At 60.0% G+C, this 21,129-nt stretch carries 18 protein-coding genes; 11 read left to right on the top strand and 7 right to left on the bottom strand.

What is annotated here, in order from left to right; genetic code table 11:
* Positions 1-55 precede the first annotated feature (55 nt).
* The 3 genes from der (at position 56) to ASE98_RS20340 (ending at position 4,128) form a co-directional block, all read left to right on the top strand.
* Positions 56-1,525 (top strand): ribosome biogenesis GTPase Der, encoded by a 1,470-nt coding sequence (gene der / locus ASE98_RS20330; protein WP_060543116.1) that lies wholly within the window; start codon positions 56-58, stop codon positions 1,523-1,525.
* Between the two features lie 675 nt (positions 1,526-2,200).
* Positions 2,201-3,349 carry a pyridoxal phosphate-dependent aminotransferase gene (locus ASE98_RS20335; RefSeq protein WP_060543117.1) on the top strand — a complete coding sequence of 383 codons (1,149 nt, stop codon included), beginning with the start codon at positions 2,201-2,203 and terminating at the stop codon, positions 3,347-3,349.
* Positions 3,337-4,128 carry an amidohydrolase gene (locus ASE98_RS20340; protein WP_060543118.1) on the top strand — a complete coding sequence of 264 codons (792 nt, stop codon included), beginning with the start codon at positions 3,337-3,339 and terminating at the stop codon, positions 4,126-4,128. The genes ASE98_RS20335 and ASE98_RS20340 overlap by 13 nt, the downstream gene beginning before the upstream one ends.
* A 189-nt stretch (positions 4,129-4,317) precedes the next feature.
* On the opposite strand, the gene leuA is transcribed toward ASE98_RS20340, so the two are convergent.
* The 4 genes from leuA to ASE98_RS20360 form a co-directional block, all read right to left on the bottom strand.
* Positions 4,318-5,997 carry a 2-isopropylmalate synthase gene (leuA, locus tag ASE98_RS20345; protein WP_060543119.1) on the bottom strand — a complete coding sequence of 560 codons (1,680 nt, stop codon included), beginning with the start codon at positions 5,995-5,997 and terminating at the stop codon, positions 4,318-4,320.
* Between the two features lie 502 nt (positions 5,998-6,499).
* A complete protein-coding gene (locus ASE98_RS20350; RefSeq protein WP_060543120.1) occupies positions 6,500-7,321 on the bottom strand; it encodes a M23 family metallopeptidase in 822 nt (273 codons plus the stop codon).
* A 3-nt stretch (positions 7,322-7,324) separates the two neighbouring features.
* On the bottom strand, positions 7,325-8,704 hold the full coding sequence (xseA, locus tag ASE98_RS20355; protein WP_060543121.1) for an exodeoxyribonuclease VII large subunit: 1,380 nt from the start codon (positions 8,702-8,704) through the stop codon (positions 7,325-7,327).
* A gap of 42 nt (positions 8,705-8,746) precedes the next feature.
* The gene (locus ASE98_RS20360) at positions 8,747-9,637 is read right to left on the bottom strand and encodes a LysR family transcriptional regulator (protein ID WP_060543122.1); all 891 of its coding nucleotides are present in this window, start codon (positions 9,635-9,637) and stop codon (positions 8,747-8,749) included.
* Positions 9,638-9,736: 99 nt separating this feature from the next.
* Between ASE98_RS20360 and ASE98_RS20365 the strand changes: the two genes are divergently transcribed.
* Positions 9,737-10,504, top strand: coding sequence for a sulfite exporter TauE/SafE family protein (locus ASE98_RS20365; RefSeq protein WP_060543123.1), 768 nt, complete (start codon positions 9,737-9,739; stop codon positions 10,502-10,504).
* 193 nt (positions 10,505-10,697) lie between these two features.
* On the opposite strand, the gene ASE98_RS20370 is transcribed toward ASE98_RS20365, so the two are convergent.
* From ASE98_RS20370 to ASE98_RS20380, 3 genes are read right to left on the bottom strand one after another with little or no spacing between them, the layout of a single operon-like run.
* A complete protein-coding gene (locus ASE98_RS20370) occupies positions 10,698-11,093 on the bottom strand; it encodes a hypothetical protein (protein ID WP_060543124.1) in 396 nt (131 codons plus the stop codon).
* Positions 11,094-11,101: 8 nt separating this feature from the next.
* Positions 11,102-11,530, bottom strand: a complete 429-nt coding sequence (locus tag ASE98_RS20375) for a DNA polymerase III subunit chi (RefSeq protein ID WP_060543125.1) — start codon at positions 11,528-11,530, stop codon at positions 11,102-11,104.
* Between the two features lie 60 nt (positions 11,531-11,590).
* Positions 11,591-13,081 carry a leucyl aminopeptidase gene (locus ASE98_RS20380; protein ID WP_060543126.1) on the bottom strand — a complete coding sequence of 497 codons (1,491 nt, stop codon included), beginning with the start codon at positions 13,079-13,081 and terminating at the stop codon, positions 11,591-11,593.
* 393 nt (positions 13,082-13,474) lie between these two features.
* Between ASE98_RS20380 and lptF the strand changes: the two genes are divergently transcribed.
* The 7 genes from lptF (at position 13,475) to recO (ending at position 21,103) form a co-directional block, all read left to right on the top strand.
* Positions 13,475-14,593, top strand: a complete 1,119-nt coding sequence (gene lptF, locus ASE98_RS20385) for an LPS export ABC transporter permease LptF (RefSeq protein WP_060543127.1) — start codon at positions 13,475-13,477, stop codon at positions 14,591-14,593.
* On the top strand, positions 14,586-15,647 hold the full coding sequence (lptG, locus tag ASE98_RS20390) for an LPS export ABC transporter permease LptG (RefSeq protein WP_060543128.1): 1,062 nt from the start codon (positions 14,586-14,588) through the stop codon (positions 15,645-15,647). The genes lptF and lptG overlap by 8 nt, the downstream gene beginning before the upstream one ends.
* A gap of 171 nt (positions 15,648-15,818) precedes the next feature.
* Entirely contained in the window at positions 15,819-17,618 is a 1,800-nt protein-coding gene (lepA, locus tag ASE98_RS20395) for a translation elongation factor 4 (RefSeq protein ID WP_060543129.1), read from the top strand.
* Between the two features lie 5 nt (positions 17,619-17,623).
* Positions 17,624-18,478 (top strand): signal peptidase I, encoded by an 855-nt coding sequence (gene lepB, locus ASE98_RS20400; RefSeq protein ID WP_060543130.1) that lies wholly within the window; start codon positions 17,624-17,626, stop codon positions 18,476-18,478.
* 184 nt (positions 18,479-18,662) lie between these two features.
* On the top strand, positions 18,663-19,352 hold the full coding sequence (rnc, locus tag ASE98_RS20405; RefSeq protein WP_060543131.1) for a ribonuclease III: 690 nt from the start codon (positions 18,663-18,665) through the stop codon (positions 19,350-19,352).
* The gene (era, locus tag ASE98_RS20410) at positions 19,345-20,247 is read left to right on the top strand and encodes a GTPase Era (protein ID WP_060543132.1); all 903 of its coding nucleotides are present in this window, start codon (positions 19,345-19,347) and stop codon (positions 20,245-20,247) included. Before rnc ends, era begins: the two co-directional genes overlap by 8 nt.
* Before the next feature lie 172 nt (positions 20,248-20,419).
* Positions 20,420-21,103, top strand: coding sequence for a DNA repair protein RecO (recO, locus tag ASE98_RS20415; RefSeq protein ID WP_060543133.1), 684 nt, complete (start codon positions 20,420-20,422; stop codon positions 21,101-21,103).
* Positions 21,104-21,129 lie beyond the last annotated feature (26 nt).

Raw genomic sequence — 21,129 nt, forward strand, 5'->3', positions numbered from 1 at the left:
GCCGCTGCCTAGCAGCGGCTTTTGTATTTTCTGAAATAACGAAGTGGAGAGCCGCATGGTTCCCGTAATCGCCCTGGTGGGCCGACCGAACGTCGGCAAGTCCACCTTGTTCAACCGCCTGACCAGGACTCGCGACGCCATCGTCGGCGACCTGTCCGGTCTGACCCGTGATCGCCAATACGGTGAGGCCAAATGGCAAGGGCGTTCCTACATTCTGGTCGACACCGGTGGTATCTCCGGTGACGAGCACGGTATGGACGAAAAAATGGCCGAGCAGTCACTGCTGGCCATTGAAGAAGCGGATGTTGTGCTGTTCCTGGTAGATGCCAAGGCCGGTTTTACCGCCGCCGACCAGATGATCGCCGAGCATTTGCGCAAACGTAACAAGCGTTCCTACGTGGTTGCCAACAAGGTCGACAACATCGACCCTGAAATGGCCCGCGCCGAATTCGCTCCGTTGGGCATGGGCCACGCGATTCCGATCGCAGGTGCTCACGGTCGTGGCATCACCCAGATGCTGGAAATCGCCCTGAGCGACTTCCCGAAAGACGAAGAAGAGCCGGAAGAAGGCGAGGAAGAGATCGTTGCCGAAGGCGAGGAAGCCAAGCGCATTCCTGGTCCGAGCGAAAAAGACGGGATCAAGATCGCGATCATTGGCCGTCCGAACGTCGGCAAGTCGACCCTGGTCAACCGTATGCTCGGTGAAGACCGGGTTATCGTGTACGACCAGCCGGGCACCACCCGCGACAGTATCTACATCCCGTTCGAGCGTAACGAAGAGAAGTACACGCTGATCGACACCGCTGGTGTGCGCAAGCGCGGCAAGATTCACGAAGAAGTCGAAAAGTTCTCCGTGGTCAAAACCCTGCAGGCGATCAAAGACGCCAACGTGGTGATCTTCGTGATGGACGCCCGCGAAGGCGTGGTGGATCACGACCTCAACCTGTTGGGCTTTGCCATTGAGTCGGGTCGTGCGCTGGTTATCGCGATCAACAAGTGGGACGGCATGACGCCGAGCGAGCGCGACTTCGTCAAGGTCGAGCTGCAGCGTCGTCTGTTCTTCGTTGACTACGCCGACATCCACTTCATCTCGGCCCTGCACGGCACTGGCGTGGGTAACCTCTACGCATCCGTACAGAACTCGTTCAAGTCTGCGGTCACCCGCTGGCCGACCAACCGCCTGACCCAGATTCTGGAAGACGCGGTCGGTGAGCACGCGCCACCGATGGTCAACAATCGCCGGATCAAGCTGCGTTATGCCCACCTGGGTGGCGCGAACCCGCCGATCATCGTGATTCACGGTAACCAGATCGAGAAGGTGCCGAAGTCTTACGTGCGTTACCTGGAAAACACTTACCGTCGTGTGTTGAAGCTGGTCGGTACGCCGATCCGCATCGAGTTCAAGGGCGGCGAAAACCCGTACGAAGGCAACAAGAACTCGCTGACCGACCGCCAGGTCAACAAGAAGCGTCGCTTGATGTCGCACCACAAGAAGGCCGACAAGAAGCGCCGCGACAAGCGCTGATTCAAGACCCACACTCCATTTTTGTGGTGGGGGGTATTGTGGTGAGGGGGCTTGTCGGACCGCCGCATCGCCCCGTTCGGCTGCGAAGCAGTCGTAAAACCTGCAATGCGGTTTTTTGACAGACCGCAGTGGATGGTTTCAGGGCGGCTACGCCACCCAACGGGGGCAAGCCCCCTCGCCACAAGGTGCTGATTYAAGACCYACACTCCATTTTTGTTGTGCGGGGTTATTGTGGYGAGGGGGCTTGCCCCCGTTCGGCTGCGAAGCAGTCGTAAAAGCTGCAATGCGGTTTTTTGACAGACCGCGTGGATGGTCTCAGGGCGGCTACGCCACCCAACGGGGGCAAGCCCCCTCGCCACAAGGTGCTGATTCAAGACCTACACTCCATTTTTGTKGTGSGGGGKTATTGTGGTGAGGGGGCTTGTCGGACCGCCGCATCGCCCCGTTCGGCTGCGAAGCAGTCGTAAAAGCTGCACTGCGGTTTTTTGACAGACTGCGTGGATGGTTTAGGGCGGCTACGCCACCCAACGGGGGCAAGCCCCCTCGCCACAAGGTTTTGTGTTTATCATCAGAAGGAGGGCGCCGGTTGGCGCCCTTTTTTTATGGGCGCCGGATGGGCTATCCTCGAACTCCCCCGCGCCGCCGTAGAGCCGGGTGTAGAGCAGGGAACCACCGATGATCACCAGTAAGCTGCCGAATGTCGGCATCACCATCTTCACTCAGATGTCTCAGCTCGCGGCACAAACCGGCGCGCTCAATCTGTCCCAGGGTTTCCCCGATTTCGACGCTCCGCAGGCCCTGTGTGATGCGGTCGGGCGGCACATTGCCAACGGCCATAACCAGTATTCGCCAATGACCGGTTTGCCGGCGTTGCGTCAGCAAGTGACGGCGAAGATCGCCCGCAACTATGGCGTCAATGTCGATGCCGACAACGAGGTGACGATAACCCCCGGCGCCACCCAGGCGATCTTCTGCGCGATCCAGGCGGTTATCCACAGCGGCGACGAAGTGATCGTGTTCGACCCGTGCTACGACAGTTATGAACCGGCGACTGAACTGGCAGGCGGGCGTTGCGTGCATGTGCAGCTCGGGCTCGATGATTTTTCCATCGACTTCCAGAAACTCGCTGATGCGATTACCCCGCGCACGCGGATGATTGTTCTCAACTCGCCGCACAACCCGAGCGGCGCGCTGATCAGCCGTGCCGAGCTGGATCAGTTGGCGGATCTGATTCGTAATCGCGACATCTATATCCTCAGCGACGAAGTCTACGAGCACCTGGTATTCGACGGTGTACCTCACGTCAGCGTGCTGAATCACCAAGAGCTGTATCAGCGTGCTTTCGTTGTCAGCTCCTTCGGCAAGACCTATCACGTCACCGGCTGGAAAACCGGCTACGTCGTCGCCCCACCGGCGCTGACGGCGGAGCTGCGCAAGGTGCATCAGTACGTCAGCTTCTGCGGCGTGACCCCGCTGCAATACGCCCTGGCCGATTTCATGGCCGAGCAGCCACAGCATGTCGAAGAGTTGCCGGACTTCTATCAGGCCAAACGCGATCTTTTCTGCGATCTGCTGGCGCCGTCGCGCTTCAAATTCACCCGTGTGACCGGCACCTACTTCCAACTGGTCGATTACTCGCAGATCCGTCCGGACCTCAATGATGTCGAGATGGCGCTGTGGATGACCCGCGAACACGGGGTGGCGAGCATTCCGATCTCGGTGTTCTACCAGACCCCGCCCGAAGGCCAACGCCTGGTGCGGTTGTGCTTCGCCAAGCGCGAGGAGACCCTGCGAGAAGCGGCGGAAAAACTATGCGTGATCTGAGTGCGTTACCCAACCTGACGGTCGCGTTGATCCAGACTTCCCTGGCCTGGCACGACCGCCAGGCCAACCTGGAGCATTTCGAGCCCCTGCTGGATGAAGCTCGTGGCGCGGACTTGATCATCCTGCCAGAGATGTTCACCACCGGTTTCTCCATGGAATCCGAGACCCTCGCCGAGGCGGAAAACGGCCCCACCAGCAAATGGCTGCGGGCCCAGGCGCTAAGGCTCGATGCGGTGATCACCGGCAGTGTCATCATTCAGGCCGCCGACGGCAGTCATCGCAATCGCCTGTTGTGGGCGCGCCCGGACGGCGAGGTGCTGCATTACGACAAGCGCCATCTGTTTCGCATGGCCGGCGAGCATAACCATTACACCCCCGGCGAGCGTCAGGTGCAGTTCGAGCTCAAGGGCTGGCGTGTACGCCCGCTGATCTGCTACGACCTGCGCTTCCCGGTGTGGAGTCGCGATGCCCAGGACACCGACCTGTTGCTGTACACCGCGAACTGGCCGGGCGCACGACGCCAGCACTGGAACCGCCTGTTGCCGGCACGGGCGATCGAGAACCTGTGCTATGTGGCGGCGGTCAATCGCATAGGCACTGACGGCAAGGGTTTTGCCTATACCGGCGACAGTCAGGTCCTGGATTTCCAGGGTGAGACGTTGCTCGGTGCCGGTGAGGCGGACGGGGTGTTCACGGTGGTGCTGAATGCGGCGGAGTTGGCGGCGTATCGCACGCGGTTTCCGGCGAACCTGGATGCCGATACCTTCGAGTTCACCTGATATTTTCACTGCCTGACAGGACCCCATCGCCAGCAGGCTGGCTCCCACAGTGGGCGGTGTTCACAACACAATACCCCTGTGGGAGCCAGCCTGCTGGCGATGGCGCCAGAACAGGCAACACAAAAATCCCAGACAAACAAAAAGGCCCCGAGATTCACATCCCGGGGCCTTTTGTGTTTCAGCGATGGCTTACGCCGCTTTAGCTTCCGGCTGGCTCAGCGAACGATTCAGCGCGCTGAACAGAGCCTTGAAGCTGGCGGTGGTGATGTTTTCATCGATACCCACGCCGTGGACCGCGCGTTCACCGTTCACCCGCAGTTCAATGTAGGCCGCAGCCTTGGCATTGGTCCCGGCACCGATCGCGTGCTCGTTGTAGTCCATGATTTCCACCGGGATCGGCAGGCCGGCCACCAGGGCTTCCAAGGCGCCGTTGCCCTTGCCGCGCCAGTGCAGGTTGGTCTCGCCCTGGCCTTTGCCGGCGACTTCGACTTCGACGGCACTGTTGCCGTTTTCTTCCTGCAGACGGTGGCTGACCAGCGCGTACGGGGTGTTTGCCTGCAAGTATTCGCTGTGCAGCAGTGCGTGGATCTGCTGGGCGGTCATCTCAAGGCCCAGGCGATCGGTTTCACGCTGCACGACCTGGCTGAACTCGATCTGCATGCGGCGCGGCAAGTTGATGCCGTATTCCTGTTCCAGCAGATAAGCGATGCCGCCCTTGCCCGACTGGCTGTTGACGCGGATCACTGCCTCGTAGCTGCGGCCAATGTCGGCCGGGTCGATCGGCAGGTACGGCACTTCCCACAGTGCATCCGGTTTCTGCTGGGCGAAGCCCTTGCGGATTGCATCCTGGTGCGAGCCGGAGAACGCGGTATGGACCAGGTCGCCAACGTACGGGTGACGCGGGTGCACCTGGATCTGGTTGCACTCTTCGACGACTTTGCGCACGCCGTCGATATCGGAGAAGTCCAGTTCAGGATGAACGCCCTGGGTGTAGAGGTTCAGCGCCACGGTCACCAGGTCAACGTTGCCGGTACGCTCGCCGTTGCCGAACAGGCAGCCTTCGACACGATCAGCGCCGGCCATCAGGCCCAACTCGGTGGCGGCTACGCCGGTGCCACGGTCGTTGTGGGTGTGCAGGCTGATGATCACGCTGTCACGACGGTTGATGTGACGGCCGAACCACTCGATCTGGTCGGCATAAATGTTCGGGGTCGCGCATTCGACGGTGGCCGGCAGGTTGAGGATCATCTTGTGCTCGGGCGTCGGGTTCCAGACTTCGATCACCGCGTCGCAGACTTCCTTGGCGAACTCAAGCTCGGTAGCGCTGAAGGTTTCCGGCGAGTACTCGAAAGTCCACTGGGTTTCCGGCTGCTGGGCGGCGTATTTGACGAACAGCTTGGCCGCGCTGACGGCGATTTCCTTGATCCCGTCCTTGTCCTGGTTGAAGACAATGCGGCGGAAGGAAGGGGAGGTTGCGTTGTACAGGTGAACGATGGCTTTCTTCGCGCCACGCAGGGATTCGAAGGTACGCGCGATCAGGTCTTCACGGCCCTGGGTCAGCACCTGGATGGTGGTGTCGTCCGGGATGTGGTTGCCTTCGATCAGGGTACGCACGAAGTCGAAGTCGGTTTGCGAGGCGGCCGGGAACGAAGCTTCGATTTCCTTCACGCCGACTTGCACCAGGGTTTTCCAGAAGCGCAGCTTCTTGACCGCGTCCATCGGCTCGATCAGCGACTGGTTGCCATCGCGCAGGTCGGAACTGCACCAGATTGGCGCGGCAGTGATGGTTCTCGATGGCCAGGTGCGGTCCGGGATATCGATGGTCGGGAACGCGCGGTATTTCGAAGACGGGTCTTTGAGCATGCTCATCGGGTAATCCTTATTGTGTGGGCCGAAAAAAGGCGGCCTGCCGGTGGATCAAATGTTCTTGGAATAACGCTTGGGACGAGGCACTGCGATTCAGCCCGGTAGTCGTGCGCTGACAAGGCACAGGCTGCGGTGCTGACGAAGCTGAATGAGGGTGTGAGAGGTTTTCATGCCTTCAACCCTAACCGCCGTGGTTGAGGATGGCAAGCAGTCGAAAAAAATTGAGAGGAATTCTCGTGGGCGAGTGTTTCTCGCGATTTTATTGCTTCAATTTTATTCGATTGTTGTGTTGTTTGCGCTAGGTTTGAGTGGTGCGCAATTAAGAAAAATGGGATTCAGGTCGGCGAGGCTGGGGGAACCTTGGATTTATCGGGTGATTCGACTGCCGTCTTCGCGGGCAAGCCCGCTCCCACAGTGGGCGATGGTGTTCATGGAATTTATGTACGCCTCCAGTCCCTGTGGGAGCGGGCTTGCCCGCGATCAGGCCATCAGTCTCACTAGAGATTTAAGGCTGGAACGCTCCGATAAAAATCGCCGGATCCACCCGCGCATCATTCAGGCTGATATTCCAATGCATATGCGGCCCGGTTGCCCGGCCGGTCGCACCGACTTTCCCCACCACGCCGCCACGGGCCAGTTGCTGGCCGACCTTCACGTCAATCTTCGACATGTGGCAGAACATGCTGATAAAGCCCTGGCCATGGTCGACAAACACCGTGTTGCCGTTGAAGAAGTAATTGCCGATCAGAATCACCTTGCCGGCGGCCGGGGTCTTGATCGGTGTACCAGCGCCCACGGCGAAATCCAGGCCTGAGTGAGGGTTGCGTTCTTCACCGTTGAAGAAACGGCGTACGCCGAACTTGCTCGACAGCGGGCCGTTGACCGGTTTGTCGAGCAACAGGTTGCTCGGAGTGTTCGGGCTGAAGGTGCGATAAGCGGCAACCTGCTCCGCCAATTCGCGCTCGATGCGCTTGAGGTTCTCCGGGTCCGGATTGACCTGCTGGGTGTTTTTCAGGGTGATGCGCTGTTCCGGGTATTTCTTGGCTCCGACCGTGAAACTCAGGTTGCGACCGCCGCTGCTGATGGACTGGGCACCCGGCTTGACCGTCAGCGGTACGCCGACAATCGCCAGCCAGTTGTTCTGTTCCTTGACCACCAGCACCGGTTTGCCCTGATAGCTGGCTTTCGGCGCTTGCACGGACGCGCCCAGGTCCACGACGGCCACGCCCCCCGGCACCGGCTTGTTCAACAGGCGGGTGATGTAGCTGTCGGCATGGGCGTTAAAGGTCAGGCACAGCAGTAGCAACGAAGCAAAAAAACGCGGCATGGATCAGTCCAGTAAAGAGAGGGTGACGGGCGTCAGGTGATTGTCTTCGACCCGCACCTGCAGTTCGCCTTCACCCAGCTTGGCCTTAAGGCGTTGGCCGGTATGAGTTTGGCCGGCGTTGCGGATTACGTTGCCGCGCTCGTCGAGCAAAATGCTGTAGCCACGGCCGAGGGTCGCCAGAGGGCTGACCACGTGCAACGTCTGCATCTGGCTTTGCAGTTGCAGGCGGCGGCTTTTCAAGCCCTCGCGGATAGCGCGGGGCAGGCGTTCGGCAAGGCTGTCGAGGCGTTGACGCAGCATCGCCAGTTGCCGACCGGGATGTTGCCCGGCCAGGCGGGTTTCGAGACGGATCAGCCGCTCGCGACGGGTGTTGAGACTGCGCTCGAAGGCGCGCCGCATACGCATGTCCAGATCGTCCAGGCGTTGTGCTTGCTGGCGCAGGCGTTCGCCCGGATGACGCAATCGGCGCGAGATACCTTCCAGGCGCAGGCGATCGCGCATCAGGCGATCGCGCATGCGCATTACCAGGCGCCGGTGCAAGCTTTCGACCCGGCGTACCAGATCGCTGGAGTCCGGAGCCAGCAGTTCGGCGGCGGCGGAGGGCGTTGGCGCACGTACGTCGGCTACGAAGTCACTGATTGAAACATCGGTTTCATGGCCGACGGCGCTGACGATCGGAGTCACGCAGGCATCCACGGCACGGGCCACGGCTTCCTCGTTGAAGCACCAGAGGTCTTCCAGGGAGCCGCCGCCCCGGGCCAGGATCAGTGCGTCAAAGCCACGGGCGTCGGCCAGTTTCAGGGCGCGGACAATCTGTGCGGTGGCTTCGCGCCCCTGTACGGCAGTGGGAATCAGCGTCAACTGCACCTGCGGTGCCCGGCGGCGGAACACGCTGATGATGTCGCGGATCACGGCGCCGGTGGGCGAGCTGATGATGCCGATGCGTTGCGGATGTGCCGGCAGCGGCACCTTGCGCTCGGCACTGAACAAACCTTCGGCGCTGAGCTTTTCCTTCAGCGCGTCGAAGGCCAGGCGCAACGCGCCGTCGCCGGCTGGCTCCACGGTATCGAGGATCAGTTGGTAATCGCCGCGGCCCTCGAACAACGAGACCTTGCCGCGCACCTTGACCGCCAGGCCGTCTTTCAACGCCTGGCGAACCCGTGCCGCGTTCTGCCGGAACAGCGCGCAACGCACCTGGGCGCCGCTGTCCTTGAGGGTGAAGTAGACATGGCCGGACGCCGGGCGGGCGAGGTTGGAGATTTCCCCTTCGACCCAGATATTGCTGAACACGTCTTCGAGCAGCACCCGCGCGCGGCCGTTGAGCTGGCTGACGGTGAGGACCTCGCGGTCGAGGCCGAGTCTCGCAAAGGGATCTTTAATCATGGGGCGCAGTTTAAAGGCATTTTCCAAGTGAATGCACGATCCCTATATGACCAAATGATCGATGAACTGTTGAACCAGCGTCGTTGGGTGTTTGCGGTATGCCAAGGCGACGCTGCTATGGCTGTCGGGGTCTGCCAGTGGCAGGAAATGGACGTCGGGTGGGGCAATGTCCTGCATTGATTCCGGCAAAAGGGCGATACCAAATCCCGCCTGGATTAATTGCAGTTGCGTGGTTTTACGCGACATCACCCGAGCTGCTTTGGGAAAGAAACCCTGGCGCATGCACAACTGGGCAGACAGGTAGCTAAGCCCTCCTCGTTGGGGGTGAGGGATGGAAATAAACGCTTCGTCACGCAACTGTCCCAGGTTGATTGGCTGCCCGGGTATGTCCCGGGCCAACCAGTGATCGGGCGGAACTGCTACCAGCAAAGGCTCCTCGTAAAGCCGCTCAATCTGTATTTCTTCGCACTGGCGGAGCACTGGCAAACGCAATAGCCCGATATCCAGTCGACCGTCTGCCAATTCTTGCAGCTGCGCTTCGGAAGACAACTGAGCGATGTCCATGGATACACCGGGATGATGTTCAAGATAATCGCTGACACTGCGTAACAGTCGGCCGCTCATGGGCACCGTGCTGGAATGACTCAGGCGTAAGGTACCGGTTTGGCCACTACCGATCTTGGTGGCCATTTCGCTGGCCTTGATCAGTTCGCTCAACAGATTTTTGGCTCGGGGTAAAAAAGCTTCCCCCGCAGGTGTGAGCTGGGGCCTGCGTGCAGTACGTTCAAAGAGCGGGGTTTGCAGGTGCGCTTCCATGTCCTTGATTTGTCGACTCAGCGCCGATTGGGCGATGAACAGACGCTCGGCTGCGGCCCCAAAACTGCCGCACTCAGCGATTTCTACGAAGTAACGCAGTTGCCGGATTGAAAGCACAAGACATGCCTTTTTGAGATGGGTGGGTGGCTTTGATGATATTAGTCGCAACGCTCGGCGATGGCTAAAGTCAGCGAACTTAAATAGAGGAACGCTGCAATGAGCGTATTGACGTTGCTGGGGCAATGGCCGTTCGGCGCCATGGACTGGCTGATCATCGGGGCGGGCATCGCCCTGGCTTACATCGTGTTCGGCATTGCCGGATTCGGCACTGCGCTGGTGGCCGGGCCGATTCTGATTCTGTTTATGCCGCTGTCGAAGATCGTACCGCTGCTGGTGTTGCTGGATTTCGTCGCGGCTTTCGGCAATCTGCTGCCTTCGCGGCGTGATGTGGCCAGGCCGGAGTTGCTGCGTTTGCTGCCGTGCATGGCGGTGGGCTGCACTCTGGGGGTGATTTTCCTGCTGAATCTCAAGTCGGATCTGTTGCTGTTGTTGATGGGGCTGTTTATCAGCGCTTATGCGATCTACAGCCTGGGTGTCAAAGCCCGGCCGACACAATTGTCCGCAGCATGGGCAGTGCCGATGGGTACGGTAGGCGGGATGTTTGGCGCGTTGTTCGGCAGTGGCGGTTTTTTGTATGCGATCTATCTGAACAGTCGTTTGTCCAAAGAGGCGGCGCGGGCGACCCAGAGTGCATTGATCAGTTGCAGCACCGTGGTGCGGTTGAGCCTGTTCGTGATAGCGGGTGTGTATGCCGATTTGCCGTTGCTGGCGCTGGCGTTGTGTCTGCTGCCAGCCATGGCGCTGGGGCTGTGGATCGGCCGACGGCTGACCATGAAGCTGTCGCGCGAGGCGTTCGTGCGCCTGGTGACCTGGCTGGTGCTGGCCAGCGGGATTGCCTTGATTGGGCGCTACTTGAGCACCTGAATACTATTTGTGGGTAGGGGGCTTGCTGTGGCGAGGGGGCTTGTCGGACCGCGGCACCGCCCCGTTGGGTGGCGAAGCCACCCCGGTTTTGTTTCAGTCAGATCAGGGTGCCTGAGTTTGCGACTGCTTCGCAGCCGAGCGGGGGCAAGCCCCCTCGCCACAGTAAGCCCCTCACTACAGTAGTTGCGTTCTGTCAGTCGTTGTACTGACTCAACAACCGCTCCAGCCGCGCATTGAGGCGGCGTTTGATCTCGGTTTCTATGTGCGGGGCGAAATCGTCGATCACGTCTTGCATGATCAATTGCGCGGCCGCGCGCAGTTCGCTGTCCAGATGCAGCAGGGCATCGGGATTCTGGCTGGCACCTGGCGCAGGTGCCGGTGCGGCCTCTGGTGCCGGGGCTGTCGGTACGACCGGTTGCGGCGGTTCGGTGACCGCATCGAACAACATGGGAATCTGTTCCTGGTCGCTGTCCTCGACCGTGTCGGTCAGCAGGGGCGGTTGCAGGTTGTCATCGCCGAGCAACTGGCGGATCGACTCGAGGTCGTCCAGCAGGTGCGCAGACTGTTGCAGCGGTTTTGGAGTGTCCATCGGAATGCTCAGAGTCGCTGTAGACGGTGATCTTGCAGAGGATAGCCCTGTTCGCGGTAGAAACGGAAACTCTCCCGCGCGGCCTGGCGAATCGCCGGATCTTCCACCACCACCTCCGCCACGCGGGCGAAACGCTGGGCGAAGGCCGGGACTTTCAGGTCAAGGTTGACCAGCAGGTCCTGGTGCTGACCGCAGTCGTCGCCAAAGCCCAGGCCGATCAAGCCCTCTGGTTCGCTTTCGACGGGACCATGGGGCACGAAGCTTTCGCCCTTGAACGCCCACAGACGTGCGTCGAGATCATCACGCTGGGTCGCGTCGCTGCAATGCAGGTAGATACGGTGGCCCATGCGCCAGGCTTTTTCGGTGAGCTTGCAGGCGAAATCGAGCCGCGCCGAAGGATCGGCGCTGGGCAGGATATAGAAGTCGACTTTGGTCATTGCGGTTCCTGAGCCCTGGGCGGCGTTGCTCGAACGCAACGCCGTCCAGGGTCATTGGTTTCAGGCTTTGGCGCGGTCCAGCAGGTACTGGGTCAGCAACGGAACCGGACGGCCAGTGGCGCCCTTGTCCTTGCCGCCACTGGTCCAGGCGGTGCCGGCGATGTCCAGGTGCGCCCAGTTCAGGTTCTTGGTGAAGCGCGACAGGAAGCAGGCGGCCGTGATGGTGCCGGCTTTCGGGCCGCCGATGTTGGCGATGTCGGCGAACGGGCTGTCCAGTTGCTCTTGGTACTCATCGAACAGCGGCAGTTGCCAGGCGCGGTCGTCGGCAGCCTTGCCGGCGCTGAGCAGTTGGCCGATCAGTTCGTCGTTATTGCCCAGCAGGCCCGACGTGTGGGAACCCAGGGCGACGATGCAGGCGCCGGTCAGGGTGGCGATGTCGATCACCGCTTGTGGCTTGAAGCGCTCGGAGTAGGTCAGGGCGTCGCACAGCACCAGGCGGCCTTCGGCGTCGGTGTTGAGGATTTCCACAGTCTGGCCGCTCATGGTGGTGACGATGTCGCCCGGACGCGAAGCGTTGCCGCTCGGCATGTTCTCGGCGCAAGCCAGGATGCACACCAGGTTGATCGGCAGCTTCAGTTCGAGCACGGCACGCAGGGTACCGAACACGCTGGCGGCGCCGCCCATGTCGTACTTCATTTCATCCATGCCGGCGCCGGGTTTCAGGCTGATGCCGCCGGTGTCGAAAGTGATGCCTTTGCCGACCAGTGCGTATGGCTTCTCGGATTTCTTGCCGCCGTTGTATTGCATGACGATCAGGCGCGGTGGCTGGGCACTGCCCTGGCCCACGGCGTAGAAGGAACCCATGCCCAGGTCCTTGATCTTCTTCTCGTCGAGTACTTCGACTTTCAGTTCCTTGAACTCTTTGCCCAGGCTCTTGGCTTGCTCGCCGAGGAAGGTCGGGTGGCAGATGTTCGGCGGCAGGTTGCCCAGGTTGCGGGTGAAGGCCATGCCGTTGGCGATCGCTGTGCCATGATTCACGGCGCGCTGCACTTCGGCCTGAGCGGCCTTGATGGTCACCAGGGTGATTTTCTTCAGGGCGCGCGGTTCGGCTTTCTGGCTCTTGAACTGGTCGAAGCTGTACTCGCCGTCTACCAGGGTTTCCGCCAGCAGGCGAGTCTTGCCATAGCTGTCGCGGCCTTTGACCACGACTTCATCCAGTGCCAGCACCGCATCGCTGCCGCCCAGGCCCTTGAGGGTGTTGAGGATGGCGGCGATGATTTTGCGGAAGGGGCGGTCACCCAGTTCATCGTCCTTGCCCACGCCCACCAGCAACACGCGCTCGGCCTTGAGGTTCGGCAGACTGTGCAGCAACAGGCTCTGGCCGACTTTGCCGGCCAGGTCGCCACGCTTGAGCACGGCGCTGATTGCGCCGCCGCTCAGTTCGTCGATTTGCCGGGCAGCGGCACCGAGCTTGCGGCCTTCGCTGACGGCCACTACCAGGGTGGCGGTTTTCAATGTTTCCGGGTTGACGCTTTTTACAACCAGTTCCATGTCCGGGTCCCTGCATTGTTGGTGAATGCGCAAGCGCCCGGCACTGGGTGTGCGTCGCTTGCTCATAAAATAGAAAGGCGCCAATGACTGTCGGCGACAAAGGCCGCAGTTTGAACCTCGCTACCGGCGCCTGACAACCCTCGGTTGTACTATTGTAGGAGCGAGCCTGCTCGTGAAGAACCCGAGACCGCTGCGGGGTTTCAGGTTCTACACATTATCGTTGGCGACATCTTGAGCAAGCTCGCGCCTGCGCCCGCACCAGTGCATTGCGCAGTGACAGGCGCGCTCAATCACAGGATAATGCGCAATCTTTTTCGGCGGCTCTGTCTTGTGGGCTGTCTGATACGTTTGCTTGTTTGGCCGCCTTAGCCTGACAACCCTGGAGTGTCTGGTTTGATTGTCTTCCGTTATTTATCCCGCGAAGTCCTGTTGACCTTGAGCGCCGTCAGCGCCGTGCTGCTGGTCATCATCATGAGTGGTCGCTTCATCAAATACCTCGCCCAGGCCGCTGCGGGCCTGCTGGATCCGGGCTCATTGTTCCTGATCATGGGGTTTCGTCTGCCCGGTTTCCTTCAGCTGATCCTGCCTCTGGGGCTGTTTCTCGGGATCCTGCTGTCTTATGGCCGGTTGTATCTCGAAAGCGAAATGACGGTATTGTCGGCCACGGGCATGAGCCAGCAACGCCTGTTTTGCATGACCCTGTTTCCAGCCACGCTGGTTGCACTGGTCGTGGCCTGGCTGAGCCTGAGCCTGGCGCCGCAGGGGGCGAATCAGTTTCAGTTGCTGCTCAACAAGCAGGACGCCCTGACCGAGTTCGATACCCTGGAGCCGGGCCGCTTCCAGTCCCTGCGTGACGGCACCCGGGTGACCTACACCGAGACCTTGTCGGATGATCGCATCAACCTGGGCAGTGTGTTCATTTCGCAGAAAAACATCAGTTCCGACAAGAAAGACCGGGGCATTTCCGTGCTGGTGGCTGAAAAGGGCCGTCAGGAAATCCGCCCTGACGGCAACCGCTACCTGATCCTCGACAACGGTTACCGTTATGACGGTAATCCCGGGCAGGCCGACTACCGGGCGATCAAGTACGAGGAGTACGGTGTCCTGCTGCCAAAACCGGATGTGAGCGACGAAGTCACCGATCGTGACGCGATGCCCACCAGTTCGCTGATTGGCAGCGATGACATTCGTTCCCACACTGAACTGCAATGGCGTCTGTCTCTGCCATTGCTGGTCTTCATCGTGACCTTGATGGCGGTGCCTCTGTCGCGGGTCAACCCGCGTCAGGGCCGATTCCTCAAGTTGCTGCCGGCGATTCTTCTTTATATGGCTTACCTGTCTATCCTGATTGCCGCTCGCGGCGCCCTGGAAAAGGGCAAGATCCCGACTTCGGTGGGGTTGTGGTGGGTGCACGGGATATTCCTGGCCATTGGCCTGGGCCTGCTCTACTGGGAAACCCTGTGCCTGAAGCTGGCGAGTCGTCGCAGCGCGCGGGAGGTGGCCCGTGGTTAAGCTCGATCGCTACATCGGTAGCAGCGTGTTCATGGCGATCCTGGCGGTACTGGGGATCATCCTCGGCCTGGCGACATTGTTTGCCTTCATTGACGAGATGAGCGAAGTCAGCGATTCCTACACCTTGGTCGATGTCCTGAGTTACGTAATGCTGACCGCACCGCGTCGTCTGTACGACATGCTGCCAATGGCGGCCTTGATCGGTTGCCTGATCGGCCTCGGCAGTCTGGCCAGCAACAGTGAATTGACCATCATGCGTGCCGCCGGCGTGTCGATCGGGCGAATCGTCTGGGCGGTCATGAAGCCCATGCTGGTGTTGATGCTGGTCGGTGTGTTGGTCGGTGAATATGTCGCGCCGGCCACCGAAACCGTGGCGCAGGCCAATCGCTCGCTGGCCCAGGGCAGTGGCGACGCACAAAGCGCCAGGCATGGCTTGTGGCACCGCCAGGGTGACGAGTTCATTCACGTCAACTCGGTGCAACCCAACGGTATCCTGTACGGCGTCACCCGCTATCGCTTCGATAACGAACGGCACATGTTGTCGGCGAGCTTCGCCAAGCGCGCGGAATTCGACACCGATCACTGGCAGTTGACGGATGTCACCACCACGCTGTTCCACGAAAAGCGTACGGAAGTGGTGACGGCGCCTGTCGAGCGCTGGGATGTTGCACTTAGCCCGCAGCTGCTGAGTACCGTGGTCATGGCGCCAGAGTCGTTGTCGATCAGCGGTCTCTGGGGTTACATCCACTATCTGGCAGACCAGGGGCTGAACAATGGCCGTTACTGGCTGGCATTTTGGGTCAAGGTGTTGCAACCATTGGTCACTGCCGCCCTGGTGTTGATGGCGATCTCCTTCATCTTCGGTCCGCTGCGCTCGGTGACCCTCGGCCAGCGGGTGTTCACCGGTGTCCTGGTGGGCTTCACCTTCCGTATCGTCCAGGATTTGCTTGGCCCTTCGAGCCTGGTGTTCGGTTTCCCGCCATTGCTGTCGGTGCTGGTTCCGGCCGGTATCTGTGCCTTGGCCGGGCTCTGGATGTTGCGTCGCGCCGGTTGATCCGGTGCTTTTGCGCCCTCGTTGTCGATAAAAAAACGCCCCTGCCGCAAGGCCGGGGCGTTTTTGTATGTGCCGTCTGACCTGTGAACGTGACGCTGGCACCGTGGATCAGGTACAATTCGCGGCTATTTTTCGGCGGGCTATGCCTGCAGCCTTTTTGAGTGTTGATCCGTGAGTGATTTGAGTCATATCCGCAATTTCTCCATCATCGCCCACATTGACCATGGCAAGTCGACGCTGGCCGATCGCTTCATCCAGATGTGCGGCGGCCTGGCCGAGCGCGAAATGGAAGCCCAGGTCCTGGACTCCATGGATCTGGAGCGTGAGCGCGGGATCACCATCAAGGCGCACAGCGTTACTCTGTATTACAAAGCCCGCGATGGTATCAACTACCAGTTGAACTTCATTGACACCCCCGGCCACGTTGACTTCACCTATGAAGTCAGCCGTTCGCTGGCGGCCTGTGAAGGTGCGCTGCTGGTGGTCGACGCCGGTCAAGGTGTTGAAGCACAATCGGTTGCCAACTGCTACACGGCGATCGAGCAGGGTCTGGAAGTGATGCCGGTGCTGAACAAGATCGACCTGCCACAGGCCGATCCGGACCGTGTGAAGGAAGAAATCGAAAAAATCATCGGCATCGATGCCACCGACGCGGTCACTTGCAGTGCCAAGACCGGTCTGGGCGTCGATGAAGTGCTCGAGCGCCTGGTCACCACCATTCCCGCGCCGACCGGCAACATCGAAGATCCGCTGCAAGCGTTGATCATCGACTCCTGGTTCGACAACTACCTGGGCGTTGTGTCCCTGGTGCGCGTACGCCACGGCCGCGTGAAGAAGGGCGACAAGATTCTGGTCAAGTCCACCGGCAAGATCCACCTGGTGGACAGCGTCGGTGTGTTCAACCCGAAACACACCGCCACCGTTGACCTGAAGGCTGGCGAAGTGGGCTTCATCATCGCCGGCATCAAGGACATTCACGGTGCGCCAGTGGGCGATACCCTGACCCTGAGCTCGACCCCGGACGTTGACGTACTGCCAGGTTTCAAACGCATTCAGCCGCAGGTCTACGCCGGCCTGTTCCCGGTCAGCTCCGACGACTTCGAAGACTTCCGTGAAGCGCTGCAAAAGCTCACCCTAAACGACTCGTCGCTGCAGTACACCCCGGAGAGCTCCGACGCCCTGGGCTTCGGCTTCCGTTGCGGCTTCCTCGGCATGCTGCACATGGAGATCATCCAGGAGCGCCTTGAGCGCGAGTACGACCTGGACCTGATTACCACCGCACCGACGGTAATCTTCGAGCTGCTGCTCAAGACCGGTGAGACGATCTACGTCGATAACCCGTCGAAACTGCCGGACCTGTCTTCGATCGAAGACATGCGTGAACCGATCGTTCGCGCCAACATTCTTGTGCCGCAAGAGCACCTGGGCAACGTCATTACCCTATGCATCGAAAAACGTGGTGTGCAGGTCGACATGCTGTTCCTCGGCACTCAGGTCCAGGTGACCTACGACTTGCCGATGAACGAAGTGGTCCTGGACTTCTTCGATCGTCTGAAGTCCACCAGTCGCGGCTATGCTTCGCTGGACTACCACTTTGATCGTTACCAATCGGCTAGTCTGGTGAAACTGGATGTGCTGATCAACGGTGACAAGGTCGACGCCCTGGCGCTGATCGTTCACCGTGACAATGCGCACTACAAAGGTCGCCAGTTGACCGAGAAGATGAAAGAACTGATTCCGCGGCAGATGTTCGACGTGGCAATCCAGGCCGCCATTGGTGGGCAGATTGTGGCGCGTACAACCGTCAAGGCGCTCAGAAAGAACGTATTGGCCAAATGCTACGGCGGTGACGTCAGTCGTAAGAAGAAACTGCTGGAAAAGCAAAAGGCCGGTAAAAAACGCATGAAGCAGGTCGGCAACGTGGAAATTCCACAGGAAGCCTTCCTTGCAGTGCTCAGGTTGGATAGTTAGGTCCTATGTCACTAAATTTCCCGCTGTTGCTGGTCATCGCCGTGTTCGTCTGCGGCCTGTTGGCGTTGCTCGATCTGCTTTTTCTGGCGCCGCGTCGTCGCGCCGCCATCGCCTCCTATCAGGGCAGCGTCAGCCAGCCTGATATCGTGGTGGTCGAAAAACTGAACAAGGAGCCGCTGCTGGTCGAATACGGCAAGTCGTTCTTTCCGGTGCTGTTCATCGTGCTGGTGCTGCGTTCGTTCCTGGTGGAACCGTTCCAGATTCCTTCCGGCTCGATGAAACCGACCCTGGACGTTGGCGACTTCATTCTGGTGAGCAAGTTTTCCTACGGGATCCGCTTGCCGGTGGTCGACAAGAAGATCATCGATGTCGGTGATCCGCAGCGCGGTGATGTGATGGTGTTCCGTTACCCGAGCGACCCGAACGTCAACTACATCAAGCGTGTGGTGGGCCTGCCGGGTGATCAGATTCGTTATACCGCCGACAAGCGTCTGTTCGTCAACGGTGAGTCGATCGCCGAGCAACTGGTCGGTAACGAGCCGGGTACCCTGGGCAGCGCCGCGCTCTACAAGGAAAAACTCGGCGTTGCCGAGCACCTGATCCGCAAGGAAATGACCCGCTACCGCGTCATGCCGGACCATTCGTGGACCGTGCCGGCCGGGCACTACTTCATGATGGGCGACAATCGCGACAACTCCAACGACAGTCGCTTTTGGGATGATCCGAGCATTCCCAAGGATCTGCTGGGCATGGTTCCCGACAAGAATATCGTCGGCAAGGCCTTCGCAGTCTGGATGAGCTGGCCGGAACCAAAACTCAGTCACCTGCCGAACTTCTCGCGGGTTGGCCTGATCAAGTAATCAAACACGGCGCTGTTGAACACAGCGCCGAATGCATTTCTGGAGTCGGCATATTCGGCGACAGAGGCATGAAAACAATGATATTCAGGAAGTAATTTTTGAACACAGCGTTAATTGTCCCAAGCCTGCGCCGCACCTCGGCGATGGCGGTGGAATCCAGCCACGAACTCAGCGTGGGTAAACCGTGAGCGCCTCCTTAAGCCGTCTCGAGCGTCAGCTCGGCTACACCTTCAAGGATCAGGAACTGATGGTCCTGGCCCTGACTCACCGCAGTTTTGCCGGGCGTAACAACGAACGCCTGGAATTCCTCGGTGACGCCATCCTCAACTTCGTCGCCGGCGAGGCTCTGTTCGATCGCTTCCCGCTGGCCCGCGAAGGCCAGCTGTCGCGTTTGCGCGCACGCCTGGTCAAAGGTGAGACCCTGGCCGTACTGGCCCGTGGATTCGATCTTGGCGATTACCTGCGCCTGGGCTCGGGCGAGCTGAAAAGCGGCGGTTTTCGCCGCGAGTCGATTCTGGCCGATGCCCTGGAAGCGTTGATCGGCGCGATCTATCTGGACGCTGGCATGGAAGTGGCCCGTGAGCGCGTGCTCGCCTGGCTGGCCGGTGAGTTCGAAGGCCTGACGCTGGTCGACACCAACAAAGATCCGAAAACCCGTCTGCAGGAGTTCCTGCAGTCTCGTGGTTGCGAACTGCCGCGTTACGAAGTGGTGGATATCCAGGGTGAGCCGCATTGCCGGACGTTCTTCGTCGAATGCGAAATCATCTTACTGAACGAAAAAAGCCGAGGTCAGGGTGTGAGCCGTCGTATTGCCGAACAGGTAGCGGCCGCCGCAGCACTGATTGCCCTGGATGTGGAGAATGGCAATGACTGATACAAACGCAACTCGCTGTGGCTATGTTGCCATCGTCGGCCGTCCCAACGTGGGCAAGTCCACGCTGCTGAACCACATCCTGGGTCAGAAGCTGGCGATCACCTCGCGCAAGCCGCAGACCACGCGCCACAACATGCTCGGTATCAAGACCGAAGGCGCTGTACAGGCGATCTACGTCGACACCCCGGGCATGCACAAGGGTGGCGAGAAGGCCCTGAACCGCTACATGAACAAGACCGCTTCGGCGGCGTTGAAAGACGTCGACGTGGTGATCTTCGTGGTCGACCGCACCAAGTGGACCGAAGAAGACCAGATGGTCCTCGAGCGCGTCCAGTACGTGACCGGTCCGCTGATCGTTGCGTTGAACAAGACCGACCGCATCGAAGACAAGGCCGAACTGATGCCGCACCTGAGCTGGTTGCAGGAGCAGTTGCCGAACGCGCAGATCATCCCGATTTCGGCGCAGCACGGCCATAACCTGGATGCGCTGGAGCGGGTGATTGCCGATCACCTGCCGGAAAACGATCACTTCTTCCCGGAAGACCAGATCACCGACCGCAGCAGCCGCTTCCTTGCCGCTGAGCTGGTGCGCGAGAAAATCATGCGCCAGATGGGCGCCGAGCTGCCGTACCAGATCACCGTCGAAATCGAAGAGTTCAAGCAGCAGGGCAAAACCCTGCACATCCATGCGTTGATCCTCGTCGAGCGTGATGGCCAGAAGAAAATCATCATTGGCGACAAGGGCGAGCGCATCAAGCGCATCGGCACCGAGGCGCGCAAGGACATGGAGCTGCTGTTCGACTCCAAGATCATGCTCAACCTGTGGGTCAAGGTTAAGGGTGGCTGGTCCGACGACGAACGCGCATTGCGTTCGCTGGGTTATGGCGACCTGTAACGCCGGTTTCTGATACACAGCAAAACCCTGTGGGAGCGGGCTTGCTCGCGAAGAGGATGTAACATTCAGCATTGATGTTGACTGGTACACCGCTTTCGCGAGCAAGCCCGCTCCCACATTGGTTTTGGGTTGCTTGTAAAACTGCGCTTCCCCATTGAGATCTGCGATTTCCATGTCCCAACCCATCCCCCAGCCCGCCTACGTCCTGCACTCCCGAGCCTACCGCGAAAACAGTGCGCTGGTGGATTTCCTGACGCCGCAAGGGCGGCTGCGGGCGGTGTTGCGCAGTGCGCGGGGCAAGGCCGGGACGTTGGCGCGGCCGTTCGTGCCGCTGGAAGTTGAGTTCCGCGGGCGTGGTGAGCTGAAGAATGTCGGGCGCATGGAGAGCGCCGGCATCGCGTCCTGGCTCAACGGCGAGGCGCTGTTCAGCGGTCTTTATCTCAATGAGCTGTTGATTCGCCTGTTGCCTGCCGAAGACCCTTTTCCTGCGGTGTTCGATCACTATGCCGCGACCTTGCTGGCCCTGGCCGAAGGCCGTCCGCTGGAGCCGTTGCTGCGGTCGTTCGAATGGCGCTTGCTGGATGATCTGGGCTACGGCTTTTCATTGATAACCGATATCCACGACGAACCCGTTGCGCCAGACGGCCTCTACCGTTTGCAGGTGGATGCGGGGCTGGAGCGGGTCTATCTGCTGCAGCCCGGGTTGTTCAATGGCGCCGAACTGCTGGCCATGGCTGAAGCCGACTGGAGCGCACCGGGTGCGTTGTCGGCGGCCAAGCGTTTGATGCGCCAGGCATTGGCCGTTCACCTGGGTGGTCGGCCTCTGGTCAGTCGCGAGCTGTTTCGCAAGCCGTAGTCTCCCCGTATGCTGTGCACCGAACT

It is taken from the genome of Pseudomonas sp. Leaf48, assembly GCF_001421885.1.
In the GTDB taxonomy this organism is placed as follows: domain Bacteria; phylum Pseudomonadota; class Gammaproteobacteria; order Pseudomonadales; family Pseudomonadaceae; genus Aquipseudomonas.